This is a genomic window from Halorubrum persicum, from assembly GCF_002727125.1.
GTDB lineage: Archaea > Halobacteriota > Halobacteria > Halobacteriales > Haloferacaceae > Halorubrum > Halorubrum persicum.
This window is the reverse complement of sequence record NZ_NHOA01000020.1, coordinates 1-17,876: the sequence shown is the minus strand read 5'-3', so window position 1 is coordinate 17,876 and position 17,876 is coordinate 1. Positions and strand designations below refer to the sequence as shown.

The 17,876-nt window shown below is 70.0% G+C and carries 15 protein-coding genes; 6 read left to right on the top strand and 9 right to left on the bottom strand.

What is annotated here, in order from left to right; translation table 11 throughout:
* Entirely contained in the window at nucleotides 1-1,086 is a 1,086-nt protein-coding gene (locus tag DJ69_RS03110; protein ID WP_099254251.1) for a sulfite exporter TauE/SafE family protein, read from the bottom strand.
* 273 nt (nucleotides 1,087-1,359) lie between these two features.
* Between DJ69_RS03110 and DJ69_RS03105 the strand changes: the two genes are divergently transcribed.
* The 4 genes from DJ69_RS03105 to DJ69_RS03090 all read left to right on the top strand — a co-directional run bounded on the left by DJ69_RS03105 (nucleotide 1,360) and on the right by DJ69_RS03090 (nucleotide 6,697).
* Nucleotides 1,360-3,708 carry a type II/IV secretion system ATPase subunit gene (locus DJ69_RS03105; protein WP_099254250.1) on the top strand — a complete coding sequence of 783 codons (2,349 nt, stop codon included), beginning with the start codon at nucleotides 1,360-1,362 and terminating at the stop codon, nucleotides 3,706-3,708.
* Nucleotides 3,705-5,672, top strand: a complete 1,968-nt coding sequence (locus DJ69_RS03100; protein WP_099254249.1) for a type II secretion system F family protein — start codon at nucleotides 3,705-3,707, stop codon at nucleotides 5,670-5,672. The genes DJ69_RS03105 and DJ69_RS03100 overlap by 4 nt, the downstream gene beginning before the upstream one ends.
* Nucleotides 5,673-5,757: 85 nt before the next feature.
* Nucleotides 5,758-5,988, top strand: a complete 231-nt coding sequence (locus tag DJ69_RS03095) for a DUF7860 family protein (protein ID WP_099254248.1) — start codon at nucleotides 5,758-5,760, stop codon at nucleotides 5,986-5,988.
* 184 nt (nucleotides 5,989-6,172) lie between these two features.
* Entirely contained in the window at nucleotides 6,173-6,697 is a 525-nt protein-coding gene (locus tag DJ69_RS03090; protein ID WP_099254247.1) for a winged helix-turn-helix domain-containing protein, read from the top strand.
* An 18-nt stretch (nucleotides 6,698-6,715) separates the two neighbouring features.
* On the opposite strand, the gene DJ69_RS03085 is transcribed toward DJ69_RS03090, so the two are convergent.
* On the bottom strand, nucleotides 6,716-7,936 hold the full coding sequence (locus DJ69_RS03085) for an acyl-CoA dehydrogenase family protein (protein WP_099254246.1): 1,221 nt from the start codon (nucleotides 7,934-7,936) through the stop codon (nucleotides 6,716-6,718).
* Nucleotides 7,937-8,180: 244 nt separating this feature from the next.
* Between DJ69_RS03085 and DJ69_RS03080 the strand changes: the two genes are divergently transcribed.
* Entirely contained in the window at nucleotides 8,181-9,248 is a 1,068-nt protein-coding gene (locus DJ69_RS03080; protein ID WP_099254245.1) for a phosphotransferase family protein, read from the top strand.
* Between the two features lie 12 nt (nucleotides 9,249-9,260).
* On the opposite strand, the gene DJ69_RS03075 is transcribed toward DJ69_RS03080, so the two are convergent.
* The 7 genes from DJ69_RS03075 to DJ69_RS03045 are packed head-to-tail and all read right to left on the bottom strand — an operon-like array spanning nucleotide 9,261 to nucleotide 16,601.
* Complete coding sequence (locus DJ69_RS03075; RefSeq protein WP_099254244.1) at nucleotides 9,261-10,073, bottom strand: SDR family NAD(P)-dependent oxidoreductase; 813 nt, start codon at nucleotides 10,071-10,073, stop codon at nucleotides 9,261-9,263.
* On the bottom strand, nucleotides 10,070-11,719 hold the full coding sequence (locus DJ69_RS03070) for a long-chain fatty acid--CoA ligase (protein WP_099254243.1): 1,650 nt from the start codon (nucleotides 11,717-11,719) through the stop codon (nucleotides 10,070-10,072). Before DJ69_RS03070 ends, DJ69_RS03075 begins: the two co-directional genes overlap by 4 nt.
* The gene (locus tag DJ69_RS03065) at nucleotides 11,712-12,425 is read right to left on the bottom strand and encodes an ABC transporter ATP-binding protein (RefSeq protein WP_099254242.1); all 714 of its coding nucleotides are present in this window, start codon (nucleotides 12,423-12,425) and stop codon (nucleotides 11,712-11,714) included. The genes DJ69_RS03070 and DJ69_RS03065 overlap by 8 nt, the downstream gene beginning before the upstream one ends.
* Nucleotides 12,422-13,195, bottom strand: a complete 774-nt coding sequence (locus tag DJ69_RS03060; RefSeq protein ID WP_099254241.1) for an ABC transporter ATP-binding protein — start codon at nucleotides 13,193-13,195, stop codon at nucleotides 12,422-12,424. Before DJ69_RS03060 ends, DJ69_RS03065 begins: the two co-directional genes overlap by 4 nt.
* Nucleotides 13,192-14,373, bottom strand: coding sequence for a branched-chain amino acid ABC transporter permease (locus tag DJ69_RS03055; protein ID WP_099254240.1), 1,182 nt, complete (start codon nucleotides 14,371-14,373; stop codon nucleotides 13,192-13,194). Before DJ69_RS03055 ends, DJ69_RS03060 begins: the two co-directional genes overlap by 4 nt.
* Complete coding sequence (locus tag DJ69_RS03050) at nucleotides 14,370-15,263, bottom strand: branched-chain amino acid ABC transporter permease (protein WP_099254239.1); 894 nt, start codon at nucleotides 15,261-15,263, stop codon at nucleotides 14,370-14,372. Before DJ69_RS03050 ends, DJ69_RS03055 begins: the two co-directional genes overlap by 4 nt.
* 15 nt (nucleotides 15,264-15,278) lie before the next feature.
* Nucleotides 15,279-16,601, bottom strand: coding sequence for an ABC transporter substrate-binding protein (locus tag DJ69_RS03045; RefSeq protein ID WP_099254238.1), 1,323 nt, complete (start codon nucleotides 16,599-16,601; stop codon nucleotides 15,279-15,281).
* Between the two features lie 255 nt (nucleotides 16,602-16,856).
* Here DJ69_RS03045 and DJ69_RS03040 point away from each other — a divergent pair.
* Nucleotides 16,857-17,876, top strand: a 1,020-nt coding sequence (locus DJ69_RS03040; RefSeq protein ID WP_099254237.1) for a nicotinate-nucleotide--dimethylbenzimidazole phosphoribosyltransferase, incomplete at its 3' end; no start/stop codon positions are given.

Genomic DNA, 17,876 nt, shown 5'->3' with positions numbered 1-17,876 from the left:
TCACAGGCCGCCGCCGGCCATCGCGAACAGCGCCACCGCGATGATCGCGAACAGCCCGCCCACGCCCGCCTTGATCGTCTCGGTGTTCAGCGCCGTCGAGACGTACGGCGCGATCTGGCCGCCGAGCGTCGTCGCCGGAACGGTCCAGACGACCATGTTCCACGGCGTCGTCGTCAGGTCCATCGCGTGGCCGCCGACGAGCCCGCCGCCGAACACGTGGACGACGGACGCCAACACGGCGGTCGTCGCGACCACGATGTGGTTCGTCCCGATCGCGACGCGAACCGGGACCTCCGTGCGGAGCATCGAGATGATCCCGAGCTCGCCGATCCCGAAGCCGGCGAGCCCCTGAAACACGCCGCCGACGCTGTAGTTGGCGAACCGCTCGAGGTAGCCGCCGCGCGAGTAGACGTAGTCGTCGCCGTCGCGGTCGACCCGAGTGACCGTCCCGGAATCGTCCGTCTCGACGCCCGCGGGACCGAGCTTGTTCGCGTCGTTCGGGAGGTCACGCGACGCCCCGCCGTCCGTCGCGACCTCTTCGCCCTCCGTGCTCCCGGTCGGCTCACCGTGACCCAGATCGGCCCGAAAGAGGAGGTATGACGCCGCGATCAGGGCGATACCCAACAGCGCGTGGAACAGGGGCTCCGGGATGACGAACGAGAGGAGCGCCCCGCCGACGACGAAGGGGACGCCGCCGAGCACGAGCGACAGCGAGAGCCGCCGATCGACCAGCCCGTACTGGATGAACGCGAGCGACGAGCTCGACAGCCCGAACGACTCGCTGATGAGCCCGATCTTCACCAGCGTCGTCGGCTCCAACGGATACGCGACGAGCGGGAAGACGAAGATGAGGAACGGGACGAACAGCGCCGACCCGCTGATCCCGACGGTGTTGACGATGGTCGCGCCGACGACGAACGCGATGAACAGCCACCAGTACTCGGTCCAGTACCCGACGCCGGCGTCGGCCGGCGCCGGGGCGAAGCCGTACACCCCCGCGACGAACACGAGCGGGGCGAGGAACACGAGGACGTGCTGATACCGCAGAAAGGTACGCTGCACGCCGCTCGACAGTGAATTGCTCATTGAGGCGTGGAACGCGAATTACGGAGATCCGTATAAATGCGTTTTCATATGTGAGAACTCGGACGAACGATCATTCACCTTCTCGAGGCGCCGGCGGCCGCGCCGCCGCCGCCGGAACCGATCGTTTACACGGACGTTTTCGAACGCTGAAATAAAACGATGCTGACAGAAAATAACGCTTAAATCGGTCCGCCGGCCACCCGCCGATCGAACCATGATCCGGAGACTGGGCGCCCGCGCTGCGACGAACCGAGCGACGCGGGGTGCCGAGCCGTGAGCGACGGGCCGACCCTCCGGATCGTCGACGACGCGGACGACGATCCGAGCGGTGCGGTCCCGGCACCGGTGCCGCCGGACGACCCCGAGGCGTGGTACGCGCCCGCGGTTCGCGCGCAGTACGAATCGGAGCCCGGGGTCGTCGCGACCGTTCGCGAGCGGGACGGCGGTCGGTTCGGCTACGACGTTCGGGAGCCGCCGCTGTCCGCGGCCGACGAGCGCGCGCTCGACCGCGTCCGCGACCACTTCTCTGGGGTGCGCCACCGCCGCCCGCTCACGCGGGTCGGCGTGAACGAGCGGGCCGAGTCGGGGTTCGAGCCGAAGTACGAGCGCGCCCTCGACCGGCTGGTCGACGCGAGCGCGGCGGCGCGCCGCCGGATCGACTACCACGCGCTGCGCGACCTCCGACTGCTCGGCGACGTGACGCCGCTCGCCCTCGACGACCGGATCGAGGTGGCCGACGTGGGCGACGAGCGCGAGCTGGTCGTCCACACCGAAACGTTCGCGCCGCTGGAGACGGGGATCGACGCCGACGCGGAGTACGTCGAGCGCGTCGCCGCCGAGCGGCTCGCCCGGTACGCGGTCGACTTCGCTGGGCTCTCCGTCGAGGTGGTCGTCGCCCGCGAGCGGCTGCTCGGCTCGGACGCGTTCGAGACGAAGTACGCCGTCCGCGAACCCGACCTCCTGCCCGGCGACGAGGCGCTGATCGAGGAGTGTAAAGAGCGGATCTGGGAGACGACCGTCAACGGCGTCGTCGACGACCGCGAGGCGTTCGTCGCCGAGCACGCCCGCCGGTTCCTCTCGCGGCGGCTCACCGCGCGCAACACCCGCGCGTGGCTCGGCGCGGCGACCCATCGCGTCCGGTCCGCGCTGGCCGACCGCGGGCTCGCGGTCCCGCCGGTCGACTCGCGGTACGCCCGCGACCGGCTCGACGACCTCGCGTACTACGTGCTCCGCGACTTCGTCGGCGAGGGCATCCTGACGGTCCCGATCCGAGACCCGAACCTGGAGGACGTGGAGGCGAACCGCGTCGGCGAGCGCGTGAAGGTCGTCCCCCGGACCTCGATCCTGCGGGGGTCCGCGGACGACGCCCTCGGCGACGCTGGCGGCGCGGGGCGGCGCGTCCCGACCAACCTCGCGTTCGACGACGAGACCGCCTTCGTCAACGTCGTCACCGGCCTGGCCGCCCGCGACGGCACCGAGCTCAACGCCTCCACGCCGTCGGCGAAGGTGAACCTCGACGTCGACGGGGTCGACGAGACGATCCGGTGTGCGGTGGCGCTCCCCGTCATCTCGGAGGGCGGCCCGCACGTCTCGATCCGGAAGCAGAGCGCGGACGCCCTGACCCCCGTCGATCTGGTCGAGCGCGGGACGCTCTCCCCCGATCTGGTCACCCTGTTGTGGCTCCTGTACGAGCACCGCGGCGTCGTCCTCTTCGCTGGGCCAACCGGGGTGGGGAAGACGACCCTGCTCAACGCGCACACGCCCTTCATCCCGTTCGACGACCGGCCGGTGTCGATCGACGAGGGGTCCCGCGAGGTCAGGCTCCCGCACGAGACCGGGGTGTCGCTCACGACCCGCGACCACGAGGACGCGTACAAGGCCGTGAGCATGTCGGAGCTGATGGCCGAAGCGAACTACCTGAACCCCGACGTGGAGGTGATCGCCGAGATCAACACGCCCGCGAGCTTCGAGACGTTCGCCGAGACGCTCAACACCGGCCACGGCGTGATCGGAACCACGCACGCCGAGGACGTGGAGGCCCTCGTCAACCGCGTGATCGAGCACGGGCTCCCGGCGTATCTCCTCCGCGAGGTCGACCTGGTCGTCTTCCCGCGGCAGGCCGACGGCGAGCGCTACGTCTCTCGGGCGGTCGAGCTCCTCTCCGAGGCTGAGTACGAGGCGCTCGATCCGGCGGCGGCGCACAGCCCGACGGGGAACCCCAAACACGGCGGTGCCGGCGTCGTCGACAAGGGGTCGGAGGCGGTGTACTACAACACGATCGCGTGGCGCGACGCCGACGGTGACTTCCGGTTCCCGGGCGCGCCGGGTGGGTCGCCGTCCGCGGACGGTGACGGGTCTCACTCCGACGCCGCTGAGACCCCCACCGCGCCCGGCGACGGGCGCCGCCTCCACGCGCTCGCCCGCATCGCCGACCACACCGACCGCGACGTCGGCGCCGTCGAGGCGGAGTTCGCGTCCAAGCGACGGTACGTCGAGTACCTCGTCCGCGACGGGGTCGACGACGTCGACGCGCTGTTCGAGTTCCTCGCGGACCTCCGGACCGACGAGGCGGCGACCGTCGAGCGCGCCGCCCGCACGACGGGCGGGGAGGGGAGGCCGTGAGCGGCGAGCCTCCGACGGGGACCGACGCTTCGGGAGGTCGCCGCGCCCTCGACGCCGCCGAGGCCGACGGGTTCACCCGCGCCGGCGGCTCCTCGGTGATCGACCGCGTGCTGTACGCCCTCTTCGCGCGCCACGCGAGCGACCGCCGGCACGACGCCGACCGGAAGCGGTACCGCGGCACCGCGCTCGACACGGGGTTCGAGACGTACCTGTCCAGGGTGTACGGGCTCTCGTGGGTCGCCTGCGTCGCCGTCATCGTCCCGGCGCTGCTCGTCGCCGCGTCGACCGCCCCCGGCCTGCTCGCGGCGGTCGACGCCCGGATCGGCGCGCGTGCGCCGGTCCCGGTCGGGTCGCTGTCGGCCGACCGCGTCGCCGTCGTCGCCGCGGGCCTCGCCGGGCTCCTCGCCAAGCGCGCGACGGTGCGGCTCGGCGGGCTCCACCTCCGCTGGCTCACGGCGGCGCGCCGGACCGACATCGAGCGGACGCTCCCGCCCGCCGTCCGCTACCTCGAACTGCTCTCCGCCGGGAGCGACGGTCCCCGAGAGATGGTCGAGAAGGCGGCCGCGAACGACGCGTACGGCGGGACCGCGGCCTCGCTCCGGAAGGCGCTCAACGCCGCGCGCCTCGCCGGGAGCCTCGACGAGGGACTCCGTCGGGTCGCCCGCGACACGCCCTCGCGGGAGCTGCTCGCGCCGTTCCTCCTGAAGTTCCGCAAGCACGCGGCGACCGGCGACGCGGCGCTCGCGGAGTACCTCCGGACCGAGCGCCGGATGCTCGCGCACCGGCAGGATCGCGCGCGGAAGCGCGCCCGGCGATTCCTCGAACTGCTCACGGAGCTGTTCGTCGTCGTGCTGGTGTTGCCGGCGCTGCTCGTCATCGCGGCGACCGCGCTCACCGTCGTCGTTCCGGAGCTGCTTCCGCCGGTCGACACCCCGGTCGGCGTGGTGCCGACGCGGGCGGTCGTCCTCTACGGCGCCGTCGCCTTCCTCGTCGCCATCGGCCTCGTCGGCGCGGTCGCGGTCGGGACGCTGCGCCCGCCGAACCAGCGCGCGAGCTACGACCTCCCGGCGACTCCCCGCGGCATCCTCGCCTCGGTCGGGCGAAATCCCGCGAGCGCCGCGGTCGTCTGCGCGCCGCCCGCGGTCCTGATCGCGCTCGCGCTCGCGTTCTCGGGGTACACCCTCGTCAACGTGGGACTGCTCTCGTACGCGGCGTTCGCGGTCCCCGTCGGCGTCGTCGCGGGGCGACGCACCCGGATCGACGACGCGAAGGACCGCGAGCTGACGGACTTCGTCCACGCCGTCTCGGGTCACGTCGCGCAGGGGCGGCCCTTCCCGGCGGCCGTCGAGGCGGTCGCGCGCGACGCGGACCTCGGCGTGCTCGACGACGACGTGGCCGACCTCGCGTTCGCGCTCCGGTCGACGACGGCGACGGGCGGCACAGCGGGGGCCGACGCGTCGGACCAGTCATCCGACGTCCGGGAGGCCGCGATCGACCGGTTCGTCGACCGCGTCGGAACGCCGCTCGCCGAGGGGACGCTCGGGGTCGTCACCGACGCCCTGAACGCCGGGAGCGACGCCGACGCCGTCTTCGAGACGCTCCGGATCGAGGTCGGGCGGCTCTACAGCGAACAGCGCGCGCTCCGCTCCTCGATGCACCCCTACGTCGCGGTCGGGTGGGCGGCGGCCGCGCTTGTCGCGGCGGTCGTCGCCGTCGTCAACACGCAGGTGATCGACGCCGCGCGGCTCGCCGACCTCGCCGGCGCCACCGACCTCGTGACCGAGCCGGAGACGGTGCTCCCCGACCTCGAACGCTTCCGGCTGTACGTCGTCACGCAGGCGACGATGCTCGCGTCGGGGTGGTTCGCCGGCACCGCCTCTCGCGGGCGGTACGCGGCGCTGTTCCACTCCGGGCTGCTCGTGGCGATCTGCTACGCGGCGTTCACCGCGGGCGGGTTGGTGTGAGCGCCGGGTCGCGCCACCGGGTCGACGCAGGCGCGACACTCACCAGAGAGCAACACTTATGCGATTCTCTCGGCAAGCCACGGCCATGGCTGGACGGTACGGCAACCTGGACTACCCGACGATCACCAAACGCGGCGTCGCGATCGGGCTCGGACTGTTCCTGATCGGGGCCGTCGGCGAGGCGTACATCCACATGACGGGCGCGCAGGTACCGGGGTGGGAGGAGCAGCTCCTCCTCGATCTGGAGTTCCTCGGCACCGCGATCGCGCTCGCCACCCCGTTCATCTTCGGGATCTTCCTCCCGCTCACCGAGTAGCTCTCACCCTCCGAGTCGTTCCCGCTCACCGAGTCGTTCCCGCTCACCGCACAGCGGCGGGTCGGGCTCTCCGTCGCGCATCGAGCGCGAGACGGACGGGACCGACCGACTCGGACCGCGGACCGAGGCGGCGACCGTCGAGCCAAATACTGATTACCGTGACGCGTTCACTTCCACGGAAAGCATGCCCGAGAAACAGCCGCGTCCCGACTGGAACCTCTCCGAGCGGGACACGATCATCCTTCAGGAGCTCGCTCGGGACCCCCAGCTCACCTCGCGGGGGCTCCGCGACCTCCTCGCCGAGGAACACGACATCGACGTCTCTCACGTCACGGTCAACGAGTCGATCCGGCGGATGCGCGCCGACGGCGTGTTCCGAGAGGCGTTGGTCCCCAACGAGGAGCATCTCTTCTTTTCGCTCTTCGAGTTCCAGTTCAATCCGAAGGGGTTCGACGAGCACTGGGAGGACGCCCTCGAGCATATCCGGTCGAGCCGGCACACGTTCATGTACTTCCTCTCCGACGGCGACTACCAGTGGAAGACGATCATGATGTTCGAGGACCGCGAGCAGGAGTCGAAGTGGATACACGAGTTCTACAAGGAGTACGGCGAGCTCGTCAACAACCTCCGCAACTCCGTCGTGACGAACGTCCTCAAGTTCGGGACCGACCCCGAGCTGTTCGAGGTGTTTCAGGAGGACGAGGAGTGACCGGCGCGGGCTCCCGGCTCAGTCGAACTCGCCGAACCGCGTGACGGTTTCGAGCTCCTCGGTGGGCGGGTCCTCGAAGGCGTCTCGGGCGATCGACCGGCGGTGGACCTCGTCGGCGCCGTCGACGAGGCGGAACTGCCGGACGTTCTCGTGGAAGCGCGCGATCGGCAGGTCGTACGCGATGCCGTTGCCGCCGCAGAACTGGAGCGCGTCGTCGATCGCTTCTTGGGTCACGTTCGCCGCGAACGTCTTCGCCATCGCTACCTCGATGCGCCCCTCGTGACCGTCGGCGATCCGTCCGGCGGCGTGTCGCACCATCGTGCGGGCGGCGTGGAGTTCGGTGCGGCGGTCGGCGATCCGGAACCGCGGCCCCTGCTTCTCCGAGAGCGGCTCGCCGAACCCCTCCCGCTCGGAGAGGTAGGCGGTCGCGATGTCGAGCGCGCGGTCGGCCATTCCGGCGTACCGCATGCAGTGCGTGAGCCGGGCCGGCCCGAGCCGCTGCTGGACGAGCGTGAACCCCTCGTTCTCCTCGCCGAGCGTGTTCTCGACCGGCACGCGCACGTCGTCGAACCGGATCTCGGCGTGCGTCGTCCCGACCAACCCCTCGCCGAGGTGCGGGATGTTCCGAACGACCTCGACGCCGTCGGCGTCGGCGGGCACGAGGATGACCGAACAGCCGGCGTACGGGTGGGCCTCCTGGTCCGTGCGGGCGAAGGTTAACAGCACCTCCGCGTCGACTCCGCCGGTCGTCCACCACTTGTGGCCGTTGATGACCCACTCGTCACCCTCCTTCTCGGCGGTCGTCGACAGCATCTTCGGATCGGAGCCTCCGCCCTGCATGGGCTCGGTCATCGCGAAGCCCGAATCGATCTCCCCGGCCGCCAGCGGGCGGAGCCAGCGCTCCTTCTGCGCGTCGGTGGCCGCGATTTCGAGGGTGTGCATGTTCCCCTCGTCGGGCGCCGCACACCGGAGCGCCGTCGGCCCGAGCAGGCTGCGGCCCGCTTCCTCGAACACCGGCAGCATCTCGCGGAAGCCGAGTCCGAGCCCGCCGTACTCCTCGTCGACCTGCGGCGCGTAGATCCCCCTGTCGCGCGCTGCGTCGCGTAGCGCCTCGATCTCCGCCTCCGGGATCGGCCCGCGACCGAGCCACTCGCGTTCGACCGGCAGCACCGTCTCGTCGACGAACTGCCTGACGGCGTCGGCGATCTCCGGCCCGCGACCGATATCGTCGTATTCCATAGCGTTGGTAGTTTATCAATGTAAATAGTAGTTCCGGCGAGATGCCCAAAAAAGCTATAAATACCGAGTCTAACCACTTCGATATCACAAACAGATTTACAATGTTAGTCATATCACCCATAATCGGCGAACTCCGTTCGGTACGGAACTGGCCGGGAAGCGGCGCGTCGGCGGCGAGCCGATCGGAAACAGAGTGGGCGGAGGCGGCCCGATCGAGGGGGGGCCGTCCAGGAGCAGATCGGCCGTGAGCGACCCCGACTACCTCGACCGGTTGGTCGACGACGACGCGCTCGGGGCGTACCTGACCGCCGAGCTCGGACCGGCGGACACGTTCGCGGTCGAGCGACACGCCGAGGGCCACTCCAACGAGACGCTGTTCGTCACGTGGGGCGACCGCGAGCTGGTGGTTCGCCGACCGCCCCCAGGCGAGACGGCCGACACGGCCCACGACGTGCTCCGAGAGCACCGCGTCGTCGACGCGCTCGGCGACACGACCGTTCCCGTTCCCGAGACCCTGCGCGCCTGCGACGACCACGCGATCCTCGGCAGCGACTTCTACCTCATGGAGCGAACGGAGGGGGACGTGCTCCGGGAGGCCGAGCCGGACCGCTTCGCCAATCCGACCGCCCGCGAACGGGTCGGCACCCGACTCGTCGACACGCTGGCGGCGATTCACGGGGTCGACTACGAGGCTGTCGGACTCGACGACTTCGGCCGTCCCACGGGGTACACGGCGCGACAGGTCGAACGCTGGACCGGGCAGCTCGAGTGGGCGTTCGAGACGACCGAGGCGGTCAGGGCGGTCCCCGACCTGGTCGCCGTCGGCGAGTGGCTCGCCGACAACGTCCCCGACGACCACCCCGAGACGCTCGTCCACGGCGACTTCAAGCTCGACAACGTGATGTACGGCCCCGGAACGCCGCCGGCGGTCGTCGCCGTCTTCGACTGGGAGCTGTCGACGCTCGGTGACCCGCTCGCCGACCTCGGCTGGCTGCTCCTGTTCTGGTACGACGAGGGCGATCCGGTCCCGGCGATGCCCGAGCTGATGTCGACGTTCACCGCGCGCGAGGGGTATCCGACCCGCGCCGAGCTGATCGAGCGCTACGAGAGCACGACGGGCCGCGAGTTCGCCCACGAGCGGTTCTACCGAGCGCTCGCGGCGTACAAGATGGCCGCGCTGGGCGAGATGTTCCTCGCGCGGCACCTGAACGACGACAGCGACGACCCGCTGTACCCCAAGATGGAGACGCAGGTTCCCACGCTCGCGGCGCGCACGCTGGCGTACGTCGAGGGTGAGACCGACCGGTTGTGACCGGCTCCGGGCTCACCGCGCCGTCCAGCCGCCGTCGGCGGCGAGCGTCTCGCCGGTAACGAAGCTCGCCGCGTCGCTCGCGAGGAAGGCGACCGGGCCCGCGATCTCTATCGGGTCGGCGAAGCGGTCGAGCGGGGTCCGGTCGAGAATCGACTGCCGGAGGCGCTCGCTCTCCTGTAGCGTCTCCGTGAGGTCGGTCGCGACGTAGCCCGGGGCGACGGCGTTCACCCGCACGTCCGGCGCCCAGTCCATCGCCGCGCTCTTCGTGACCCCGACGAGCCCGTGTTTCGAGGCGACGTACGGATGCTGCTTCGGCAGACCGACGACCCCCGCCACGCTGGCGACGTTGACGACGCTCCCGCCGGACGCTTTCAGGTGTGGGCCGGCTGCCCGAAGGGTTCGAAACGCCCCTCGCAGGTTCACGTCCAAGACCGACTCGACGGCGTCGCTCTCGACATCCGCCGGGTCGCCGAGCGCGTCGCCGGGATTGAATCCGGCGTTGTTGACCACGACGTCCAGCGAGCCGAACGCCTCGACGGTCTCGTCGACCAGCGCGGCCACGTCGTCGTCGTCTGTCACGTCGGCGGTGATTCCCCGCGCCTCGACGCCGAGCTCGCGGGCCTCGCCCGCGACCGCCTCGACTTCCGCCGCGGTCCGCGCCGAGGGGACGACCGTCGCCCCCGCGGCGGCCATCCCGAGGGTTATCGCTCGCCCGATCCCCCGTCCCCCGCCGGTGACGACGGCGACACGCCCCGAGAGGTCCGGAAGGGCGTCGTCCGGCCTCAGGGAGGCGTCGTCCGGCGTCCGGGAGGCGTCGTCGGTCATTCGCTTCCCCCCTCGCCCGGCGCGTACGGCAGGGGCGGATCGTCGACGGTCTCTCGGAGCGTCTTCTTGTCGAACTTCCCCGTCGCGGTCTTCGGGATCTCCTCGCGGAACCGCACGTCGTCCGGGAGCCACCACCGGGGGAACTCGTCCGCGAGGAACGCCCGGACGCCCTCGACGTCGAGTTCGCGGTCCGCCTTCGGCACGACGAACGCCAGCGGGCGCTCCTGCCAGCGCTCGTGGGCGGCCGCGATCACCACCGCCTCGGCGACGTCTCCGTGAGCCATCAGGGCGTTCTCCAGCTCGATGCTGGAGATCCACTCGCCGCCCGACTTGATCACGTCCTTGACGCGATCGACGACCTCGATGAAACCGTCCTCGTCGACGGTGGCGATGTCGCCGGTGCGGAGCCATCGGGCCCCGCCGTCGTCGGCCGCGAGGAAGTCCGTCGCGTCGGCTTCGGGGCGGTCGTAGTACTCCTCGACGACCGACGGGCCCCGGACGAGCAGCTCGCCGAACGCCTCGCCGTCCCAGGCGACCGGCTCGCCGTCGTCGTCGACGACCCGCATCTCCAGCCCGGGTGAGAGCAGCCCCTGCTTCGCCCGCTTGTCGAGCTTCGACTCCCGATCGGCGTCGGCCATCTCCGAGGTCGGCCGCGAGACCGACCCGATGCTCATCGTCTCGGTCATCCCCCACGCGTGTTCGATCGTCACGTCGTGTTCGTCCTCGTACCGGCGCATCACCTCGCGGGGCGCCGCGCTCCCGCCGACGACGATCCGCTTGAGCGAGGAGAGGTCGCCGCCGTGTTCGTCGAGGTGGTCGAGCACGTCGATCCACACCGTGGGGACGCCCGCCGTGAGCGTCACGCCCTCGGACTCGATCAGCTCGACGAGGTCGGCCGGGTCCGGAGAGGGCCCCGGATACACCTGTTTCGCCCCCGCCATCGTCACGGCGTAGGGGAACTCCCACGAGTTCACGTGGAACATGGGCACGACGGGCATCACCACGTCGTCCTCGGCGATGTCGAGCGCGGCGGGCGTCATCACCATCATCGCGTGGGCGTAGATCATCTTGTGCGTGTACTCGACGCCCTTCGGCTTCCCCGTGGTGCCGGAGGTGTAACACATCCCGGCCGGGTCATCCTCCGAGAGCGGCGGCCACGACTCCATCGGGTCGGCGTCGGCGATCAGCTCCTCGACCGCCGAGAGCGGGAGATCGGACTCCGTCTCCGGCACCGACTCGCCCATGACGACGACCTCGCGGACCCCGTCGATCCGGTCCCACAGCTCGTCGAGCGTCGAGACGGCGTCGCGGTCGACGATGAGCACGTCGTCCGCGGCGTCGTTGATAATGTACTCGACGTGGTCGTCCTGTAACAGGAGGTTCACGGTGTGGAGCTGTGCGCCGGACAGCGGGACCGCGTAGTACGCCTCGAAGTGTCGGTGGGTGTTCCACCCGAGCGTTCCGACCCGGTCCCCGGGCTCGACGCCCAGCTCCGCGAGCGCGCCGGCGAGCCGCCGGACCCGGTCGCCGAAGTCGGCGTACGTGTACCTGTCGACCCCGTCGTGGGTGCGCGAGACGACCTCCGTCTCCGGGAACAGCCTGGTCGCCCGCCAGAAGAAGGGGCGGAGCGTGAGCTCCTCAGGCATCCGCGGTCCCCACGGAGAGGTACGTTTCGAGGAGGTCCTCGCGGTCGCGGATCTCCTCGACGGTGCCGTCGAACACGATCTGTCCGGTGTCCATGATATACCCTCGTTCGGCTAGATCGAACGCGAAGTCAACGTTCTGTTCGGTCAACAGGACTGTCACGTTCTCGTCGACGACCGTCTGAACGATCTCTCGGAGGTCGTCGACGATCACGGGCGCGAGGCCCTCGGTGGGCTCGTCGAGGAGCAGCACGTCGGGCGCCTGCACCAGTGCGCGGGCGACCGACACCATCTGCTGCTCGCCGCCGCTGAGGTTCTGCCCGTCGTTCTTCCGCAGCGGTTCGAGCGCCGGGAACAGCTCGTACATCTCCGCGACCGGTCGCGGGTCGCTCGCGAGGTTGTGCGCGAGCCGGAGATTCTCGTGCACGGTCAGCGTGGGGAACACCCGCCGGTCCTCCGGGACGAGCGAGATCCCCCGCTCGTTGATCTCGTCCGAGGAGAGGCCGGCGATCTCCTCGCCGCGGTAGGTGATCGAGCCGGTCCGCGGCGGCGACGCCCCGACGATGGAGCGCATCGTCGTCGTCTTTCCGGCGCCGTTTCTCCCGAGCAGCGTCACCACTTCGCCCTCGTCTATCTCCAGTGAGATCCCGTGGAGGACGTGGCTGTTCCCGTAGTACGTGTTAATCTCGTCAACGTCGAGTATCGTCATACGCTATCACTCCCCAAGTACGCCTCCGTCACGCGTTCGTCGTTCAACACGTCCTCCGGCGTCCCGTCGGCGAGGATCGCTCCCTCGGCGAGCACGACGATCCGGTCTGAGATGTCGGTGACGACGTCCATGTTGTGTTCGGTCACGACGAACGTCGCATCTAGGTCGGCGTCGAGCTCGCGGATCAGCGAGACGATCTCGGTCACCTCCGTCGGGTTCATCCCCGCGGTCGGCTCGTCCATCAAGAACACGTCCGGCTCGATGGCGAGCGCTAAGGCGATCTCGACGGTTCGCTTCTCGCCGTGGCTCAGCGTGTCGCACGACGTGTCCGCGATGTCGGTGAGCCCGGTCAGCTCCAACAGCTCCTCGATGTCGGCTTCGAGCGCCGCGTCGCCGCTCGCTCGCGACCGGAAGTCGAGGCGCGTCTTCTCGTGGCTGATCCGGGCGACCCGGACGTTCTCGCGGACGGTGAGCCCCTCGAAGACGTTCGTGATCTGGTAGGAGCGCGAGAGGCCGGCCTGCGCGACCTCGTGCGGCTCCGCGTCGGTGATGTCGGCGAGGCCGCCCTCGCCGTCGTCTCGGAGCCAGATCGAGCCGGAGGTCGGTTGGAGCACGCCCGTCAACAAGTTGTAGAACGTGGTCTTTCCGGCCCCGTTCGGCCCGATGATGCTGGTGATTTCGCTGTCATCGATCTCGATCGACACGCCGTCGACAGCGGTCAGTTCGCCGAACTGCTTGCGGAGGTCTTCGGTCTTGAGAACGGTCGTCACGAGTCATCACCGCGGTCGGTCCGTGTTTCGTCGTCCGGTACAGTCGCTCCCGCGCCGCCGGAGTCCCCGTCGCCGTCGGGGGCTTCTCCGTCTCCGCCGGCGTCCGTTTCGCCTCCGTCGCCGTCGTCCCCGAGCAGCCGATCCCGGAGCAGCAGGAGCCCACCGACGGTCCCCTGCTTGAAGTACAGCACGACGGCGATGAGCAGCGCGCCGAAGAACAGCTCCCAGTACGCTTCGAGCGTCGGGAAGCGGCTGATCGCCCAGCGGATGTAGAGGAAGACGAACGCGCCCACGATCGGGCCGGAGAAGTACGTTGCGCCGCCGATAACGGTGGCGATGACGGCGATCGCGCTCGTCGACCAGTGCGTCAGTCCCGGGGACGCGACGCCCGCGAGCCCCGCGCGCAAGACGCCGGCGATCCCCACGATCGCCGCCGAGAGGATGAACGTCATCCAGCGGTGGTGCCTGACGTCGATCCCGAGCGCCGACGCCCGGTCCGGGCTCTCGCGGATCGCCTTACAGACGGTCCCGAACGGGGAGTTGACGACGCGCCACGCTCCGTACGTCGCGGCCAGTACGACGACCACGGAGAGCGCGTAGTACGTCCGGCGAGCACCGATCCGGAAGCTCGAGCCGCCAATATCGACGCTGCCGAGCAGCACGATGATCCCGTCTGTGCCGTTCGTCAGTCCCGCCGGATCCTGGATGATCAGGGAGTACCCCAACATCCCGAACGCGAGGGTGATCAGCGCGAAGTAGATCTCCTCGAGCCGCACGCTGAGCCACCCGACCGGCACCGCGACGCCGACGACGAGCGCGAGGCCGACGACGCCGCCGACCACGAACGTGAGGAGCGGGGAGATCCCGGATCCGACGATGTCGGCGAACACCGGACCGAGGTCCCGCAGCACGATGGCGACGCCGTACGCGCCGCCCGCGTAGAACAGGCCGTGACCGAACGACAGCAGTCCGGTGTAGCCGTACAGCAGGTTGAAGCCGAGCGCGAACAGCGCGACGACGAGGAAGTCGGTGAACAGGTAGACCTGGAAGGACGGCCCGAACGCTAACAGGATCAGGCCGAGCGCGCCGAGGACCCCGAACCGCTCGCGGGTCCAGCCGTCGGCGGCGGCCGAGACGAACTCGCGGACCCGGCCGCCGGCAGTCGTCGTCGCGCTCATTCGCCGATCCCTCCGAAGAGCCCTTCGGGACGGAACAGCAGCACGATCACCATCGCGAGGAACGGGATCGCGATGCTGCCGGCGCTGATGAACTGCGGCCCCAGACTCTGCATCATGCCGATGAGCATCGCGCCGACGAACGCCCCGCTCATCGAGCCGAGCCCGCCGATGACGACGACGATGAACGCGTCGATGATCACCTGGTCCCCGAGCGCCGGGCTGGTCGACTGCAGCGGCGCGGACAGCGCGCCGCCGAGCCCGGCGAGCACGCTCCCGAGGAAGAAGACGCCGGTGTACAGCCGCGGCACGTCGACGCCGAGCATCGACGCCATCTCGCGGTCAGAGGAGGTCCCTCGCACCAGCGAGCCGAAGTACGTCCGCGTGATGAACAGCCAGAGCCCCGCCAACACGGCGATCGCGAGACCGATGACCACCAGCCGGTACGCGCTGAAGGTGCTCCCGCCGAGCGACACGGAGAAGTTGAACACGTCGGGCGGATCGATCGAGTACGATCCCGACCCCCAGATGAATCGAACCGCCTCGTGGATCACGAGGACGAATCCGAACGTGACGATGAGCTGATCGAGATCGGCGTCGACCCGGTCGTACAACGGTCGGATCGCCGCGAACTCGATGGTTGCGCCGACGACGCCCACTGCGAGGGCCCCGGCGACGGCGGCGATCCAGAAGTTGTCGATGAGGCCCGTCACGACGGCGAGCGTCACGTACGCGCCGAGCATGTAGAACCCCCCGTGTGCGAAATTAAGAACGCCGAGCACCCCGAATATGAGACTCAACCCGACGGCGATCAGGAAGAGCCGACTCCCGAGGCTCAGCCCGATGACAACGTCGGCAACCCCGATCAGCGGAACGAGAGATGGTAGGCTCATGGAGTCGACGCCAGATTAGATACCCGCCGGCAGATCGGAGTCACCGAGCGCCTCGGACAGCACGTCCGGGCCGGCGTCGTACACGTTCACGGGGTCGAGCACGTTGCTCTCCCACTCGTCGTCGTACGTGACGGTGCCCCAGATGGACGACACCGTCGCCTGATTCGTCTCGCTGAACCGGTAGTCGCCGACCGGGCCGGAGTGCTCCATTCCGGTGAACTCGTCGACGAGCGCGCTGGTCTCGGTGCTCCCGCTCGACTCGATCGCCTCCTTGTACAGGTAGACGGCGCGGTACGCGCCCTCGGCGTTGTACGTCGGGAGCGCGTCGTACTCCTCGTAGTACGCGTCGCGAAACGCGTTGTTCGCCTCGGTGTCGGGGGCGAACGGGTCGTACCGCGTCGAGGCGTACTCGCCCTCCGGGAGCGGGTTCCCGTCGCTCGCGAGGTCGGTACCCATGCCGACGCTGAACAGCGTGTGATCGATCTGATCGAACCAGCCGGCGTCCTCGGCCTGTCCGATGAACGTGGTGAGGTCGGCGCCCCACAGCGGCGTGAGCACCGCGTCCGGTTCGGCGTCGAGGATCGAACTGATGTACGGCGTGTAATCGCCCGTCTCCAGCGGCGGGAACTGCTCGGCGGTGAACTCGGCATCGACACCGAGGCCCGCACAGAAGTCCTGGAAGTAGTCCCACGTCTCGTACCCGAACGCGTAGTCGGGACCGATCGTCGCCCACTCCGTGGCGTCGAGTTCGGCGGCGGTCCGCGCGGCCCCGTAGATGTCCTGCGTGAGGTTGTTGGAGTCGCGGAACACGTAGTCGTTGCCGACGGAGTCCTCGTGTTCGCCCTCCGGCGAGGTGACGAACGGGGTCGCCGCGTGCGTGATCATGAACGGCATCTCGAGCTGTGCCGCCTGCGGCGCCACGGCTTGGGCGACCCCGCTGGAGTCCAGCCCGAACAGCCCGTGGACGTTATCCTCCTCGACGAGGCTCCGCATCTGCTGAATCGCCGTGTCGGCGCTCGCTTCGGTGTCTCGGACGATCACTTCCACGTCGCGCCCGTCGATGCCGCCGTTGTCGTTGATCTCCGCCTGGGCCATCTCGATCCCCCGCTCGGCGGCCTCGCCGTACAGCGAGGCGAACCCGGAGAGGATGTACGTCGCGCCCAGCCGAACCACGTCGTCGCCACCCCCGCCCGAACAGCCGGCCAGCGCGACGGTCGCGCCGGCGCCGGCGGCCTGCAGGAATCGACGCCGCCCGACCGGCGAACGGCTTTCCGAACCCGCATCGATATCTCTGTTCCGGTTTCGCTTGTTTTCGTTATCCGGGCTTCCAGCTACCATTGTTAACGATTGTCCGTGGGTGTCCGCCCATATAAATGTGCAGGTCAATCACACGGATAACCCCGTCCCCACCGGCCGACCGGCGATCGATCGCCGCGATGCCGGGCGTCGTCGACCGATCAGCCGGAGTCCCGATCGATTAAAGTCCGCTTGTGCTAATCAACCGCTAGTGGTTGTCATCGACCGGGCGGGCGACGGACGCGATCGACCGGCCCCCGCCCCCGACAGATCGGGGCGACGAGCCGGGGGTGCGGCGTGACCGACGTGACGCTCGCGGTCGTCGCGGGAACGACCCGGACCGCCGCCATCGACGGGATCAGCGCCGCGGGCGCGGATCCCGACCTGCGGACTCACACCCCGAGCGCCGACCTCGAGATCGTCGCCGACGGGCGGCCCGCACCCGACTCGGCCGTCCCGGTCAGCCCCTCGGGCTGTCCGACGCCGGCGGTCGTCACCCGCGCCGTGCGCGAGCTCGTCGGGTTCGGGTTCGTCGGGGTCGACGCCGGCCTCGCGGTCCCGACCGCGACGGGGGCGCCGGTCCTCGACGCGGGCGCCGCGCCCGGCGGCGACGTGCGAGACTCGGACCCCGTCCCGGACGCGGCGACGATCTTCGAGTCGGCGCGCGCACTGGCGCCGCGGGCAGCGCGGGGCGGGGAAGCGACCGCGTCCGGCGACGACGGCGACAGCGAACTCCTCGTCGCCGAGACGATCCCCGGCGGCACGACGACCGCGCTCGGCGTGCTCACCGCGCTCGGCGAGCGACCGGCGGTCTCCTCGTCGCTGCCGGCGAACCCCCTCGCGACCAAGCGCGCGGTCGTCGAGGAGGGGTTGGACGCGAGCGGCCTCGCCGCCGGCGACGCGGCCGGCGACCCGCTCGCCGCGCTCCGGCTGATGGGTGACCCCGTGCTCGCCGCGGCCGCCGGCCTCGTCGTCGGCGCGGTCGAGCGCGGGGTGCCGGTCACGCTCGCGGGCGGGACCCAACTGGCGGCGGTCGCCGCGCTCGCGCGCCACGCGGGCGTCGAGCGACGGCTCCCGCTCGCGACCACCTCGTTCGTCGCCGACGACCCCTCCGCCGACGTGGGCGCGCTCGCGGACGACCTCGAGTTGACGCTCGCCGCGACCGACCCGGCGTTCGGCGAGAGCGACCACCCGGCGATGGCGGCGTACGCCCGCGGCGAGGCGAAGGAGGGCGTCGGGATGGGCGGGGCGTTGGCGCTCTCCGAGCGCGCCGGCGTCCCCGCCGGCGACGTGCGCGACCGCGTGGCCGACCTCACC